12 protein-coding genes and 1 pseudogene are annotated in these 14,779 nt (G+C 47.4%); 6 read left to right on the forward strand and 7 right to left on the reverse strand.

Annotated elements, in window-relative coordinates; genetic code table 11:
• Nucleotides 1–2: 2 nt before the first annotated feature.
• Both PCO85_08875 and PCO85_08880 read right to left on the reverse strand, forming a co-directional pair.
• Nucleotides 3–1,124 carry an S-(hydroxymethyl)glutathione dehydrogenase/class III alcohol dehydrogenase gene (locus PCO85_08875; GenBank protein ID WJV55484.1) on the reverse strand — a complete coding sequence of 374 codons (1,122 nt, stop codon included), beginning with the start codon at nt 1,122–1,124 and terminating at the stop codon, nt 3–5.
• 92 nt (nt 1,125–1,216) lie between these two features.
• Nucleotides 1,217–2,083 carry a LysR substrate-binding domain-containing protein gene (locus PCO85_08880; GenBank protein ID WJV55485.1) on the reverse strand — a complete coding sequence of 289 codons (867 nt, stop codon included), beginning with the start codon at nt 2,081–2,083 and terminating at the stop codon, nt 1,217–1,219.
• 990 nt (nt 2,084–3,073) lie between these two features.
• Between PCO85_08880 and PCO85_08885 the strand changes: the two genes are divergently transcribed.
• The 3 genes from PCO85_08885 (at nt 3,074) to yeiB (ending at nt 7,214) form a co-directional block, all read left to right on the forward strand.
• A complete protein-coding gene (locus PCO85_08885) occupies nt 3,074–4,750 on the forward strand; it encodes a methyl-accepting chemotaxis protein (GenBank protein WJV55486.1) in 1,677 nt (558 codons plus the stop codon).
• A gap of 432 nt (nt 4,751–5,182) precedes the next feature.
• Nucleotides 5,183–5,848 (forward strand): GTP cyclohydrolase I FolE, encoded by a 666-nt coding sequence (gene folE / locus PCO85_08890; GenBank protein WJV55487.1) that lies wholly within the window; start codon nt 5,183–5,185, stop codon nt 5,846–5,848.
• Between the two features lie 187 nt (nt 5,849–6,035).
• Entirely contained in the window at nt 6,036–7,214 is a 1,179-nt protein-coding gene (gene yeiB / locus PCO85_08895) for a DUF418 domain-containing protein YeiB (GenBank protein ID WJV55488.1), read from the forward strand.
• Here the strand turns inward: yeiB and sanA are convergent.
• Entirely contained in the window at nt 7,211–7,972 is a 762-nt protein-coding gene (sanA, locus tag PCO85_08900; protein WJV55489.1) for an outer membrane permeability protein SanA, read from the reverse strand. The two genes, yeiB and sanA, sit on opposite strands and share 4 nt — an antisense overlap.
• Between sanA and PCO85_08905 the strand changes: the two genes are divergently transcribed.
• Complete coding sequence (locus PCO85_08905) at nt 7,971–8,138, forward strand: hypothetical protein (protein ID WJV55490.1); 168 nt, start codon at nt 7,971–7,973, stop codon at nt 8,136–8,138. The genes sanA and PCO85_08905 overlap by 2 nt on opposite strands.
• Nucleotides 8,139–8,167: 29 nt before the next feature.
• Here PCO85_08905 and rimO read toward each other — a convergent pair whose 3' ends face one another.
• Both rimO and PCO85_08915 read right to left on the reverse strand, forming a co-directional pair.
• Entirely contained in the window at nt 8,168–9,571 is a 1,404-nt protein-coding gene (gene rimO / locus PCO85_08910) for a 30S ribosomal protein S12 methylthiotransferase RimO (protein WJV55491.1), read from the reverse strand.
• A gap of 167 nt (nt 9,572–9,738) precedes the next feature.
• The gene (locus tag PCO85_08915; GenBank protein ID WJV55492.1) at nt 9,739–10,356 is read right to left on the reverse strand and encodes a glutathione S-transferase; all 618 of its coding nucleotides are present in this window, start codon (nt 10,354–10,356) and stop codon (nt 9,739–9,741) included.
• Between the two features lie 351 nt (nt 10,357–10,707).
• Here PCO85_08915 and PCO85_08920 point away from each other — a divergent pair.
• A pseudogene (locus PCO85_08920) lies at nt 10,708–11,044 on the forward strand (hypothetical protein).
• A gap of 173 nt (nt 11,045–11,217) precedes the next feature.
• Here the strand turns inward: PCO85_08920 and PCO85_08925 are convergent.
• On the reverse strand, nt 11,218–12,036 hold the full coding sequence (locus PCO85_08925) for an alpha/beta hydrolase (protein WJV55493.1): 819 nt from the start codon (nt 12,034–12,036) through the stop codon (nt 11,218–11,220).
• Nucleotides 12,037–12,595: 559 nt separating this feature from the next.
• Here PCO85_08925 and PCO85_08930 point away from each other — a divergent pair.
• Entirely contained in the window at nt 12,596–13,810 is a 1,215-nt protein-coding gene (locus PCO85_08930; GenBank protein WJV55494.1) for a serine hydrolase, read from the forward strand.
• On the opposite strand, the gene deoR is transcribed toward PCO85_08930, so the two are convergent.
• A complete protein-coding gene (gene deoR / locus PCO85_08935; protein ID WJV55495.1) occupies nt 13,807–14,577 on the reverse strand; it encodes a DNA-binding transcriptional repressor DeoR in 771 nt (256 codons plus the stop codon). The genes PCO85_08930 and deoR overlap by 4 nt on opposite strands.
• Nucleotides 14,578–14,779 lie beyond the last annotated feature (202 nt).

Here is a 14,779-nt window from a genome sequence, read left to right on the forward strand (position 1 = left end):
ATTTAGTCGAAATGGATGACAGAGCGGATGGATTTTCCTTCATGCATTAATTCAAATGCTTGATTGATGTCTTCCAGCTTCATGGTATGGGTAATAAAATCGTTGAGCTGGAATTCACCGTCCAGATAACGCTGCACAATGCCGGGTAGCTGGCTGCGGCCTTTAACACCGCCAAAAGCAGATCCGCGCCATACACGTCCGGTCACCAACTGGAATGGACGGGTAGAAATTTCTTCACCAGCACCCGCCACGCCGATAATCACTGACTCACCCCAGCCCTTGTGGCAGCATTCCAGTGCGGAGCGCATCACATTAACGTTACCGATACACTCAAAAGAGAAATCAACGCCGCCTTCCGTCAGGTCGATAATGACATCCTGAATTGGCTTATCATGATCTTTGGGATTAATCAGGTCGGTAGCACCCAGCTTGCGGGCCAGATCGAATTTACTGGTGTTGACGTCAATCCCGATAATGCGCCCGGCGCCGGCCATTCTGGCACCGATAATCGCTGACAGGCCAATACCACCGAGACCGAAAATCGCCACGCTGTCACCTGGCTGGACTTTCGCCGTGTTTACGACGGCCCCCATCCCTGTGGTTACACCACACCCCAGCAGACAAACTTCCTCCAGCGGGGCTTCCTTGCTGATTTTGGCCAGTGAAATTTCAGCCACCACCGTATGTTCTGCGAAGGTAGAGGTCCCCATATAGTGGAAAATAGGGTTGCCGTCTTTGAAGAAACGCGTCGTCCCGTCCGGCATCAAACCTTTGCCTTGCGTGGCACGAATAGCCTGACACAGATTGGTTTTGCCGGAACGACAAAATTCGCATTCACCACATTCCGGTGTATACAGCGGAATAACGTGGTCGCCAACGGCTACACTGATTACGCCTTCACCGATAGCCTCAACAACACCACCGCCTTCATGTCCGAGGATTACTGGGAACACGCCCTCTGGATCTTTGCCGGAAAGTGTGTAGGCATCCGTGTGACAGACACCGCTGGCAACGATGCGTACCAGCACTTCGCCTTTTTGTGGCGGCATCAAATCCACTTCTTCAACAGAAAGCGGTTGGTTGGGACCCCAGGCGATAGCGGCCCGGGTTTTTATCATTTGCATGGTGAGCTCCTTTATTTTTTTATGGAACATAAGGTTTAAAACGTATCAACGGCTGATTTTGATGCAATGTCTGATCGGGAAACCTTTACCCCTCAGTGGGGGAACTGTTCAATGATCAGTTTCTTCAATGCTTCTACATTAGGGCCGAAAGCTTCCCGACGCCATACCAGCCAAGTGGTGGCTTCAGCCATTTCGACTGGTAGCTCATGCGGTAATACCTGATTCCCCACCGGTAATGTGCCCAGTACGGAACGCGGCACGATGGCCAGACCTGCACCGCCAGCCACGCAGGCCAGCATGGATGAATAGGATGAAACTTCTACAACATTACCATGCGCAATGCCCTGGCTGCGGAACCAGGCTTCCAGTCGACGTCGGTATCCACATCCGCGGCTAAAGGAAAACAAAGTACGGTTCCGTACCTGGCTGGCGTGCGTGATGGTGGGATTCCCCAGGGAAGTAACCAGTACCAATTGTTCGACAAAAACAGCACAGCCATTCAGCGCGTCATCATTTACCGGACCGTTAACCAGCGCGGTGGCCAGTAATCCGGTACGCACGCTATCAAGCAATTCATCTCCAGTACCGGATTCCAGTGACAGGTTGACTTGTGGATACTGTAGGTGAAAGCTCGCCAATAAGGTTGGCAATGGTGTAACAATCAGACTTTCCAGGGCACCAAGCGCGAAATTACCCGCCGGTTTTCCTGTGTGAGTCATCGCGATTGCCTCGTCACTCAGTGCCAGAATGCGCTGGGCATAGCAGAGGAAATTATGCCCCAGTGGTGAAAGACGCAGTCGCTGTTTTTCCCGGATAAACAGATCCTCTCCCAGCTCTTGCTCAAGCTGGCGTAATCGAGTGGTCAGGTTTGATGGCACTCGATGAAGTTGTTCCGCCGCACGGACAACTGAGCTGGTTTCTGCTACCAGGCAAAACATACGCAGTTGAATAAGGTCCATGTCTTCTTTTTACGTCATTAACTTTTGCTTAGTTATTCACTTTCCATGAGTGTAGTGGGTGGGTTACGCCTTGGCAATACATCTTTAATAAAAACGGAATGCTGGTGAGGCCAGTTATCCATCAGTTAAATACTACATGGACGGAAGTTCCATTATCTGGAGACACCACCGCAGGGAATTTGTCGGTATTGCTGATAAGGTTTATTGCCTGCCAGAATTAATTTTTGAAGTTACAATTATTATATTATTGTCTGGATAAATAATTTAAGCGGATAAACATAGTCACCCGTGTTTACAACGTAAAGACTGTGGGTATGGTTACTTGTGATAATAGTTACAATTAATGTGAGGGAATTATCAGGAGTATATCGGTGAAACTGATTTTAGTAACCGCGGGTACTATTTCTTGTTTGTTTATCATGGTCAAATTTCATTCCGCATATCTGATTTAACGATAGTTGATTTGAAAATAAATCGTTCTTACTGTTTAACGGTTTATTCTGTTTTAGATTAAATGAGTTAATGTGTTTATTTAAATAAAAAATTAAAAATTGTTTTAAAACAATAAGTTAATATTAATTTGGTAATAAAAAACGCTTACCAATAACAGAGAATTACCATTGTATAGTGGGTTTTTTAATATTTAGTGAAAAAACGATTAAGAATTTAATTTTAATGCCGATGTATATTTAACAGTTTTCAAGATACAGGAAGATAAAAAGGAAACGAATCCCGGCAAACTAACATAAGTAAGTGATTTTGGTGAATGGACTACGCCAACATGTCGGCAACTGAATAATGCCGGATGTAGAGAATAATACATCATGTTTTTGTATTGGCTTTATCTCATTGTTATTAATTTTTGTGAATATTTTAACAAGTAGTCTGCCTTTTTTCATCAAAGGGTGAGTAGCAAAATATCAAATATTCTAGCGTGTTGGTTATTAAAAGCACAAATAGAAAACGCTGATTAATTATCCGGAGTTACTTATGAATTTTTTAAAAAACATTACCATCAGGGCAATGATGTTAGTTATCCTCGGTTTATTTCTATTACTTTGGGGGGGCGTGTCACTGTTTACCTTTTCTACACTAAGTGACATGAGCTCGTTGCTGGATTTCAGCCAAACGCAGGGAAAAAACTACTCGGTGCTGGTGAAAGGAAACGATCAGTATTTCCGATCTGTGACACGCATGCTAAGAAGCGTTGATTTTTTACAGATTGGTGATACGGATAACGCCCAAAAAACGCTGGATGCGGCGGGTATTGCGATTAAAAATACCAAAGATGCACTTGAGCAATTCAAAGTAGCTCCGCATGAGGGGATTGAACAGCAAACCATTGACACGATGATCTCAGTTTGGTCAGCGTTACTCAATTCCGGCATTGAGCCTATGTACAACGCACTAAAATCTCATCGGATAGATGATTTTCATCAGCTTTTTCGCCAATCCTACCCTTCGTTGAGTGTAAGTTTTGGCGTCGAGGCGGAAAAATACACCAAAATCATTCAGTCAGACACTGCCATCGAACAAGTGAATAGGCTAACGGTGTTCAGTAAGATCATATTAATGGCTGCGTTGGCGCTGGGTATCATTATTCTGATACTGAGTGACCGTTATCTGGTGAATTATCTGGTTAAGCCGATTGGCATGATGAAAAAGCATCTTGAGTTACTGACGGAGGGTAAACTAGGATTCGAGCTGGAAGCGTTCGGTCGCAACTGTGTCGGTCAACTGATCCCTTATATCAAGCAAATGCAGAATAGCCTGAGTAATACCGTTTCGGTTATTCGAGACAGCTCTTCCTCTATTTTTCAAGGGTCTAGTGAAATTCGGCTGGGGAATAACGATCTTTCTGCTCGCACTGAACAACAGGCAGCCGCGTTACAGGAAACCGCAGCCAGCATGGAGCAACTCAGTTCCACAGTGAAACTGAATTCGGAAAACGTTCACCAGGCCAGCAAGCTGGCGCACGAAGCTTCGGTCGTTGCAAAAAAAGGGGGAGAAATCACTGGTGAAGTGGTGGGAACCATGGACAGCATTACGGCCAGTTCACGCAAGATTGCCGATATCACCAGTGTTATCAACGGTATTGCATTTCAGACCAATATTCTGGCACTGAATGCGGCAGTAGAAGCGGCGCGTGCCGGGGAGCAGGGCCGTGGTTTTGCTGTTGTCGCCGGCGAGGTGCGTAATCTGGCCCAGCGTAGCGCCCAGGCAGCAAAAGAAATTGAAATTTTGATCGCGGAGTCAGTCTCTCGCGTGGATATCGGTTCCAACCAGGTGAAACAGGCGGGTGACGCGATGGAAACCATCATTACATCCATCAGCCATGTTAATGATCTGATTGGAGAAATTGCCTCCGCCTCTGATGAGCAGAGCCGCGGTATCAACCAGATTGGTCAGGCAGTCAATGAGATGGATGGTGTTACCCAGCAAAATGCGGCGCTGGTGCAGGAAGCGTCGTCAGCTGCGGAGTCTTTGGAAGAACAAGCCCGCCAATTGTCTGAAGCAGTAGCTGTGTTCCAACTGGGCAGCGATGAACGACGCCCTGGCGGGAAGATTACCCCCGCCGTTGCGCTAAAACGCCCGACACTTGCATCGACATCTGCATTGGCTATCGCAGGTCGTAAAGCGGGTGACAATAACTGGGAAACATTCTGATCCGCTAGCCAGAAACCCATTCTGCCGTAGCGTTAATTATCAATAATGTCAGGTAACCGCCATACCATATACTGTATGGCGGCGTATTGATAATGTGCCGACGATAGCGAAGAATCAGGGTAGCAAAAGAGCGCTTCCGGCATCGGAACGTCTGGCGTTATTGCCTGTCCACAAATCCAGTCGTTATGATCACTGTGAGAGATCCTGACGGTTTTCTCACAATTGGCGCACTTAACGTCGACAGCCTAAAATGGGACGGACGCTGAAAAGCGTTTGTTCCATTTTCGTTATTGATCAGCGGGTGATTGCAGCTATTTCATCAATCATGAGGAACAATCACTGGATAATCGTTATGCACTCAACTAGAGTGAAGTCGGCGTTTTATCCTGCTCTGCGCCAAAATAAGTTACACCTGCTGGAGAATAAATAATAATGGCATCACCGTTAACAAAAGAAGCTGTCTTGGTGCATGAAGCATTGATGGCGCGTGGGTTGGAAACCCCATTGCGTGGCGAAATGTTGGATCGGGATATCCGTAAACGTCGCATTGCGGAACATATGACGGAAATCATGAACCTGCTCAGTCTTGATCTGGAGGACGATAGCCTTGCCGAGACGCCAGATCGCATCGCCAAAATGTATGTGGATGAAATATTCGCTGGTCTGGATTACAGCAACTTCCCGAAAATTACCATTATCGAAAACAAGATGAAGGTGGATGAGATGGTCACGGTGCGTGATATCACGCTGACCAGTACCTGTGAGCACCATTTCGTTACTATCGATGGTAAAGCGACAGTCGCCTATATCCCCAAAGATGGCGTGATTGGATTGTCGAAAATTAACCGTATCGTACAATTCTTCTCGCAGCGCCCACAGGTGCAGGAACGGCTGACGCAACAGATTCTGATTGCGCTACAGGCTTTGTTGGGCACCAATAATGTGGCGGTATCCATTGATGCAGTACATTACTGTGTGAAAGCCCGTGGCATTCGTGATGCGACCAGTGCGACCACGACGACATCGCTGGGGGGATTATTCAAGTCCAGCCAGAATACTCGTCAGGAATTTTTACGCGCGGTGCGTCATCATAATTAACCGACAAATCGCCGTTTACGCTGTGCCTGCTGTGGTGGGCACGGTTTTAGTGCGTTTCCTTGCGTCATAACGCCTGCCGTTACACCTGTCTGAAGTACCCAACTTCATTTTATAGTGAGTAAAAGCGTAGGTTTTTGCCTTATCTGTCACTACAATTCACCGATAAACTTATCGCTTGCCGACGGCCATGTCACCACAATTAACGACACCACAATCAACGACACCACCGAGAATTGTTACTCTGGATTTCGCGCGCGGGATTGCCATTCTGGGTATTCTGCTACTTAACATCACCGCGTTTGGTTTGCCTGAAGCGGCCTACCTTAATCCTGCATATCGAGGACTACCGCCATTACGGGATGCCTGGACTTGGGCCATTGTGGATGGTGTGGCCCAGGCGAAATTCCTGACCATGTTTGCACTACTGTTTGGTGGTGGATTGCAGTTGCTGTTGCCGCGTGGTCGGCGCTGGATCCATGCCCGGCTATTCTGGTTGATGTTGATCGGTCTGATCCACAGTCTGTTTTTCTGGGATGGCGATATTCTGCTGGATTACGGGCTGATTGGGCTGGTGTGTTACGGCATGGTGCGCTATGCAGAAAATACCCAAGTGTTGCTAAAAAGCGGTGTGGCGATCTACCTGGCTGGCATAGGCATTCTGGCGATACTCAGTCAGATACTCAGCACGGACGGCGGGCGTTTCTGGCAGCCAAGCGTGGCCGACATGGCTTATGAAGCATACTGGCAGGCACACGGCGGGCCGACGGCCTGGAGCAATCGGTTATCGTTGTTGAGTGATAGTCTGCTGTCTTTGGGGGTACAGTCTGGCTGGTTGTTGATGGGAGCGATGTTGCTTGGCGCGGCGTTGATGCGCTGTGGCTGGCTGAAAGGCCAGTTCAGCCAGAACCATTATCGGCGGGTCGCAGTATGGTCGATCATCCCGGCAGTGGTGATTAATGGGGTAGGGATCACGCTACAATGGCAGTTGCACTGGGAATATCGCTGGTGTGGATTGTTACTGCAAATTCCCCGCGAACTTGGCGCGCCATTGCAGGCGATTGGCTATCTGGCGTTATGCTACGGCTTTTGGCCCATATTAAGTCGTTGGCGAATCACTTACTGGGTTGCCGATATTGGACGGATGGCCTTGAGTAGTTATCTGTTGCAGACCTTGATTTGCACGACACTGTTTAACCGTATGGGGCTATTTATGCAGTTGGACCGTTTACAATTGCTGGCGCTGGTTCCGGGTGTATGGTTACTCAATTTTCTGTTTGCCCGTGCTTGGTTACGGTTTTTCCAGCAGGGACCGATGGAGTGGATGTGGCGTTATCTCACCCGATGGGTGGCGGAAAAGCCGGTTTAAGGTCGAGGGTCGCCAATCGTTGTCTCGGGGGTATTGAGTGGTTGTTCTGTTTTGGTGACCGAGGGAATAATCTGCTCTGGTAGTACCACCGGGTAGCCCGGTTCACCCGTGTCTATTTTATATTTTGCCGGAATAGGGATTACCGGCCCCAGAAATCGGGGTTCCCGTTTTAGTATGTAAAGGTCAAACAGCGTGCCGATACGGGCACCGAATTCCCTGAGTCGTACCAGCCAGATATCCTTCGGCGAAGGAACCGCATAACACTGAGCCTGAATGTCCAGATGCAGGGCAATAAATAATGCACGCTCGCAATGGAAACGTTGAGTGATGATGGTGAAATCGTTGGTATCAAAAACTTTGCGGGTTCGGATAATGGAATCCAGGGTACGAAACCCTGCGTAATCCAGCACGATATCTGCCGGAGGGACGCCGGCGGATATCAGATCCCGTCGCATGGTCATCGGTTCGTTATAATTTTGCTGTGCATTGTCACCACTGAGAAGCAGGTATTTGACTTTCCCACTGTTATAAGCGTTCAACGCGCCCTGAATTCGGAAAAGGTAATACTGGTTGATGACTCCGGCACGGTAATACTTGGCGGTGCCAAGAACTACGCCGACTTTGCGTGATGGTAGGTCCTGCAACCGGTCATAAATATAAGGCGCTGTGCGCCAACTTATACAACGGTCAAGCAGAAATGCGGCGCACACCAGCACGATAAAGCTGATGAAAAAACCGTATATCAGGCGTACCCACATGCTTTCTGCCTTACTCCGCACAAACAATCATCAGGCAAGGCTACTTTACCTATCCGATGGACGCAAGGTGAAGCGTCTGGATGCCGGGGTTGTTGGCGCTTTTTACGGCAGTCGTGTTTGGGGGAGGGGGAATTTATTGCCAATTCTGGCCAAAAGCAAACCCTGAACATCGGTTCAGGGTTTGCGTGCCAAGATTCAGATCAGACTGCCCCACAGATCATACTCGTCCGCGTGTTCGATTTTCACTGTCACCATATCGCCGACGTTGACTCGTGTTTCTCCATTCAGATAAACCGCGCCGTCGATTTCCGGTGCATCCGCCATACTGCGACCGATCGCGCCTTCTTCATCCACTTCATCGATCAGAACCCGCAATTCTCGGCCAATCTTAGCCTGCAAACGCTGAGCGGAAATCTGTTGCTGTAGTTGCATGAATTGATGGTAGCGTGCTTCTTTGATGTCTTCCGGTACCGGATCAGGCAGCAAGTTGGCACTGGCACCCTCTACCGGGCTGAATCTGAAACAGCCCACGCGGTCCAGTTGTGCTTCCTGCAGAAAATCCAGCAGCATCTGGAAATCCTCTTCGGTTTCACCGGGGAAGCCGACGATAAAGGTTGAGCGTAACGTTAAATCCGGGCAGATTTCACGCCAACGTTTGATGCGTTCCAGTGTCCGTTCCACCGCGCCGGGACGTTTCATCAGCTTCAGAATTTTCGGGCTGGCGTGTTGAAGTGGAATATCCAGATAAGGCAGGATTTTGCCGGCAGCCATCAGCGGGATGACTTCGTCAACGTGTGGATAAGGATAGACATAATGCAGACGTATCCAGATATTCAGCGTTGCCAACTGTTCACATAGACTAACCATGCTGGTTTTTACTGGCTGCCCGTTCCAGAAACCGGTGCGGTGCTTGATGTCGACGCCGTAGGCGGATGTATCCTGCGAGATGATCAAGAGTTCTTTAACGCCGGATTCAGCCAGACGTTTTGCTTCATCCAGTACCTCGCCAACGGCCCGACTATCCAGATCGCCACGCATGGAGGGGATGATGCAGAAGGTGCAACGATGGTCGCAACCTTCAGAAATTTTCAGGTAGGCATAATGGCGTGGTGTCAGCTTTACACCGGCAGCGGGCACCAGACTGGTAAAGGGGTTGTGCTCCGGTTTGGGCACATAGTGATGTACATGGGAGAGTACCTGTTCATAGCTGTGTGGCCCGGTAATTTCCAGCACTTTGGGGTGAACTTCACGGATGCGATTTTCTTTGGCGCCCAAACACCCGGTGACAATCACTTTTCCGTTTTCATTAAGGGCTTCACCAATGGCTTCCAGTGATTCTTGCACGGCACTATCAATAAAACCGCACGTATTGACGATGACCAGATCGGCGTCGTCATAGCTAGGCACGACCTGATAACCTTCGGTCCGCAACTCGGTCAGGATGCGCTCGGAATCCACCAGATTTTTCGGACACCCCAGACTGATCACTCCGATTTTTCGGGATTGGGAGGGGTTGCCGCCTTTGTCCATCGTCGTCAGTGTTTTCTGAGGGGCAGCAAGTGTTGTGGTCTGTGAAGGATCAAAGGTGTTAACAGTCATAGCATCTCATACATCGTGTTGTGCCGGAGTGGTGCCGGAAAAAGTCGGCGGATTATACCTGAATAGGCGTGAAGAAACAGTCCCGCATGTTCAAAAAACAGCCAGCCCGGTCGGGATTCGGGTTTATTCAAAGTCACACCCACCTTGAACGGGTGGGTGTGATGTTTTTAGCTCAAGGGTAACATTACCGTTTGTTTGAAAGCATTACGCTGGGTGAGCTGCTGGTACCATCGTTCCAGATGCGGATGCGTCTGGCGCGGAATGTCCATCGAAAACCAGCCATAAGCATAACAACCTAATGGGATATCACCGACACCGAATGTTTCACCAGAAAGCCAGGGCTGTTTTGCCAGCGTCATATCGATGATCGTAAACAATTTTTCACAGCGTTCAATCCCTGCTTCGATGACTGACATATCTCGTTTTTCCGGCGCGGTGCGTACCATGCCCAGAAACACATTTTGAAACGGTATGCTGAAGGCCGTTGTCCAGTCCATCCATTTTTCCGCACTGGCACGCGCTTTGGCATCAGCAAGGTACAATGAACCTTGTCCATATTGCGCTGCCAGATAACGCACAATGGTGTTGGATTCCCATAGCACCAACTCGTCATCCTGTAAGCAAGGAACCAATCCATTAGGGTTCATGGCCAGATAGTCTGCATCATGATTGCGGCCAAACTTACCACCCGCCAGAATATGCTCGTATGGCAGTCCCAATTCAGTGGCACACCAGCGTACTTTTTTCACATTTGTGGAGTTGTCACGTCCCCATATTTTCAACATTGAATATCTCCTTTGTCTCTCATTAGCTCAAACCTGATATCGGTAAGGTTGTTGCGATAAGTCAAATCTTCACGGGCATAAAGTGCTATGTCGCGTAGTCACACCCCAGAGCATAGGAAATAATGTTTACTATTTATGAATTACTTTAACTTTCCCAACAATGACAGCCAGTTATTTATCCGACCGGAAAGTATTTTATGACCATTTACCCAGCGGATCCGTGTGGCACTGTGTAGACGGTTGGTTCCCAGTATACCGCTCGTCGTCGCACAAAACGATTCACATACCATTATATTTAGGGCGGTGGCAGGAGGCGGTAAAGCCTGAGCTGCCGAAAAAGGCGATAAGATAATGGTATGTGAATTCAGTGATGATGTTCAGCCCAATCTGATGCTGGCAAAGAGCAGGAGCGCGAACAGTAGACAGCTGTTCAGTACGGTGCTGGTAAATATCATCCGTTCAAAACCCGTTATAATATGGTTGGTCTTGCTGTTGTCCTGGCCCTGAATCCTGTCCGACAACACTATCGGATCGATTGCGGTGGCGATCTGGTAATACGTTTTGCTTACTATCATTATGAAACGCTAGTGATGGTTGTAACGGTTATCGCGTTGATCATCCTGGTGTAGTAGTGCAGGTTTTGGGGGGCTGGTTTGCCAAATGTGCCGATAAGCGCGAACGTTGCTAAATGCTGAGTTTAGTACCGCCATACTTCATGTTGCAGATGCATTGACCCTCCTGCAACTCGAATTATTGAGTGCATAAAATTAGCCTGGTAATTATTTGGATTTGAAAATAATTAACCACCTTAATAAGAGGTGGTTAGCGCCATGGAAGAGGGATAACTAAAGGGGAAAATCATCAAGCCAGGAATGAAATAATGGCCTGTGCGACCCTTTTTGCGGCTTTTCTATTTTCCAGATCCAGGAAGTGGCCTGCTTCTGGTACGGTGTTGAATTGGCAATTACTGATGTAGCATCCCATTTTCTGAATATCTTCAGCTGTTGTGTATTCATCATCTTCGCCATTGAGGAATAGCACCTCTGCGTTAATCTTTTTAAAGATATCAATATAATTTTCTTCTTTCAGACTGAGAACCTGATCAATATGAAAACTGACTTGCTGGAACGCAAATTCATCCAGTGCAGAAAGATGTTTGAGATTGATATGCTTTAATAATGGCGGTAAAAATTTACCGACTTCCTCATTCAACAATACCGCCGCATCTTCAAATCGCTTGGAGTGAATGCATGCTCTGGCCTGTTCAACATAATTGCGCATTTTGTCGTTGAGATTGGCCGAAAATGAGGCAATGACCGCTTTCTTGATTTGCCCTGGTTTTTTTGACAATGCCAGCAATGATGACAAACCACCCCATGAAATGGAGATAATGTACTGTGGCTCAAGCACTTCGATTAAATTAAGCAGGATATTGACTTCATCATCTTTGGTAATGACATGACTTAAATCATTATGTTCCAGCGACTCACCAAGAAAAGGCAAATCGAAAAGAATAATGTTAAATTTTCCTGAAAGGTTTTTGACGGTATTTTTAAAAGCCGCAGTGGTTGATAATGCACCATTAACCATTATCACAGTTTCATTATCAGGATTGGATATATGCTTTTCAACATATACATTCCAGGACTTGTAATTGACAATACTTTTCTCTATAGCCATGATCGATTCCCTTTATTTAAATCTTCCTTGCAGCACAAGGAGGCCTTGCGCTAGTTGGATCTAGTGCATTACATAAAATTGAATGCTTGCTTGACGTAGTTCTGTCTGGATTTAATCGGTATGTGTTATCTTAATTTCCGATCGAAACGAAAGACCCTGCCCTTGACTAACTTAACGGCGAATTTATCACAATGCTTTAGTGAGATAAACGTCACGAAATTTATTCGGATTATTTCTCTTCCCAAAGCCAAATAGAGCATAAAAAGCATCGCCATAAATAATGTAGCAGTGAAATTATATGGCGTAAAATTAGTGGTACGATGTGTTAACGATGACCGTCGTGGGAACGAGTATGACGGCTGGGCCATGCCACATTTATCATATGGCATGAGCTTTACATTTCCTTTTGATTTTTCTAACTATTTTATGTCTTTTACTATCTTTACAGTGTTGGGCGTTTAATTACCGGCGATGACCGACTATTTTTGTATGGTCAGTGAATTCAAAACTGGTTGATCCATAACGTTTTTGATGACCTTTAAATAAGAGCAGCCAACACATGAAGATGATGACTTTTCTCTCCAGAGTAACTGCTGCCACAGTGTGGGCACTGCTGGTTGCCATATTTCCCGCCGTGGCTCATGCCGAGTCGATTCCGGTGGTTCCCGAAGTTCCCCAACTTGATGCCAAAGCCTTTATTTTGATGGATTATCAAAGTGGTAAGGTTTTGGCAGAATATCATGCTGATGACCGCCTTGACCCAGCGAGTCTGACCAAAATCATGTCCAGCTATGTAATCGGACAGGCGATAAAGGCTGGAAAGATCCATCCCACTGATATCGTCACTGTGGGTAATGATGCCTGGGCAACCGGCAACCCAGTGTTGCGTGGCTCTTCATTAATGTTTCTCAAGCCAGGAGATCGTGTCCCGGTATCCGAACTGAATAAAGGGATTGTGATTCAATCAGGGAATGACGCCAGTATTGCGTTGGCAGATTATGTGGCCGGTAGCCAGGGAGCGTTCGTTGACCTAATGAATCAGTATGCCAAGTCGCTGGGTATGGTCAATACGCATTTTCTTACCGTACATGGGCTCGATGCTGAAGGGCAGTACAGCACTGCGCGTGACATGGCGCTGTTGAGTCAAGCACTAATCCGTGATGTTCCGGATGAATACGCATTGAATAAGGAGAAGTCGTTTACGTTTAATAAGATCCATCAGTTTAATCGTAACCGTCTGTTATGGAGCACCAACCTGAATGTAGATGGTGTGAAAACCGGACACACCAGTGGTGCCGGGAACAATCTGGTGGCGTCGGCGACGGAGGGGAATATGCGGTTGATCTCGGTGGTGCTGGGAGCACCAACGGACAGTATTCGTTTTCGGGATAGTGAGGAACTATTGACCTGGGGATTCCATTTTTTTGAAACCGTTACGCCCCTTCGTGCCGATACACCTTTCACAACCCAACGAGTATGGTTTGGTACAACTAAAGAAGCGCGTTTAAGCACGGCTCAGAATGCGGCACTGACCATTCCAAAAGGACAGATGAAAAATTTGAAAGCCAGTTTCACGCTGAGTCAACCCTACTTATCTGCGCCATTGAAGAAAGGCCAGGTGGTTGGCAGTATTGATTTTCAACTGGACGGAAAATCTGTCGCCCAACGGCCGCTGGTGGTGATGGATGATATTCCGGAATCCGGCTTGCTCAGCCGGATATGGGATGAGGTAATGCTGAAATTTACGCAGTGGTTTGGCGAGCTGTTCAGCTAATGTTGGGTTAATAGCACAATGCCATTATTGCTACAGTAATGGGTATAATTTTCCGTGGGTTGACGGTCGGTGATCAGCGTATCAAACAGCGAAAAAGGGCCGATGTGGGCGGGTTTTCGCTGGTCAAATTTACGGCTGTCAACGACCAGGATGGCACGTTGTGACATCGCCAGCGCCCGGTGTTTCATCGACAATTCAGCAAAGTTAAAGCAGGTTGCACCGACATCCAGATCAATGCCGGCCGCGGAAATAAAGGCCTTGTTAGGGCAGATGTGGTCCATGCCGTTGTATTGGCTGAGCGGTGTGAAGATTGCGCTATCGGGATGGAATTCACCGCCGCAGAGGATGACTTTGTTATTGGGTTTTTCTTGCAGGGCCAAAAAGGTGTTCAGCGAATAACAAATACTGGTAAAGGGCAATTCATGCGGAATGGCTTCAATAATGTAACTGGTGGTGGTGCCACAGTCGAAGAAGACCGTATCGTTAGCCTCTATCAGTGACGCAGCTATTTCTCCGACGATTCTTTTTTCTGCTGCGTGTTTAGTCTGTTGTTCAGAAACGAAATAGCGGGAGGGACTGTTGTTTTTCAGACCATTGACCACATATCCGCCCAGCAGTAGCACGGAATCTGGCCGGGTATTAAGGTCGCGGCGTACCGTCATTTCAGAAACGCCGAGTAACTGGGCCGCATCTTTAAGATGTAATTTGTCTGCTTTTTTCAGGGCCTGGGCCAGTTTATTGATTCGTTTTTCACGCCGCGTTTCCATTTCTTTCCCCGATAAAAAATAAGCCATGTGTTGTTAAACGCAGGATAAGTATTCTCCTTGTTTTACATGGAAGTTTCACAATATTTCTTTTATAACCTCTAGGGACGGGTTGGCGCAAACGGGGAGTGAAAAAGTTATAACACTTTGAAGTTAATAAGGGATTCTAATTGAGCAGAAAAAGAAAAGGCCCATCGTTCTTGAA

Origin of the sequence: Prodigiosinella aquatilis (assembly GCA_030388725.1) — a bacterium.
Classification (GTDB): domain Bacteria; phylum Pseudomonadota; class Gammaproteobacteria; order Enterobacterales; family Enterobacteriaceae; genus Prodigiosinella; species Prodigiosinella aquatilis.

Coding starts and splice junctions, on each gene's coding strand:
- deoR (WJV55495.1), bottom strand. CDS start 14,577: ATGGAAACGCGGCGTGAAAAACGAATCAATAAACTGGCCCAGGCCCTG.
- PCO85_08880 (WJV55485.1), bottom strand. CDS start 2,083: ATGGACCTTATTCAACTGCGTATGTTTTGCCTGGTAGCAGAAACCAGC.
- folE (WJV55487.1), top strand. CDS start 5,183: ATGGCATCACCGTTAACAAAAGAAGCTGTCTTGGTGCATGAAGCATTG.
- PCO85_08875 (WJV55484.1), bottom strand. CDS start 1,124: ATGCAAATGATAAAAACCCGGGCCGCTATCGCCTGGGGTCCCAACCAA.
- PCO85_08930 (WJV55494.1), top strand. CDS start 12,596: ATGAAGATGATGACTTTTCTCTCCAGAGTAACTGCTGCCACAGTGTGG.
- PCO85_08925 (WJV55493.1), bottom strand. CDS start 12,036: ATGGCTATAGAGAAAAGTATTGTCAATTACAAGTCCTGGAATGTATAT.
- PCO85_08905 (WJV55490.1), top strand. CDS start 7,971: ATGCTTTCTGCCTTACTCCGCACAAACAATCATCAGGCAAGGCTACTT.
- PCO85_08915 (WJV55492.1), bottom strand. CDS start 10,356: ATGTTGAAAATATGGGGACGTGACAACTCCACAAATGTGAAAAAAGTA.
- sanA (WJV55489.1), bottom strand. CDS start 7,972: ATGTGGGTACGCCTGATATACGGTTTTTTCATCAGCTTTATCGTGCTG.
- yeiB (WJV55488.1), top strand. CDS start 6,036: ATGTCACCACAATTAACGACACCACAATCAACGACACCACCGAGAATT.
- PCO85_08885 (WJV55486.1), top strand. CDS start 3,074: ATGAATTTTTTAAAAAACATTACCATCAGGGCAATGATGTTAGTTATC.
- rimO (WJV55491.1), bottom strand. CDS start 9,571: ATGACTGTTAACACCTTTGATCCTTCACAGACCACAACACTTGCTGCC.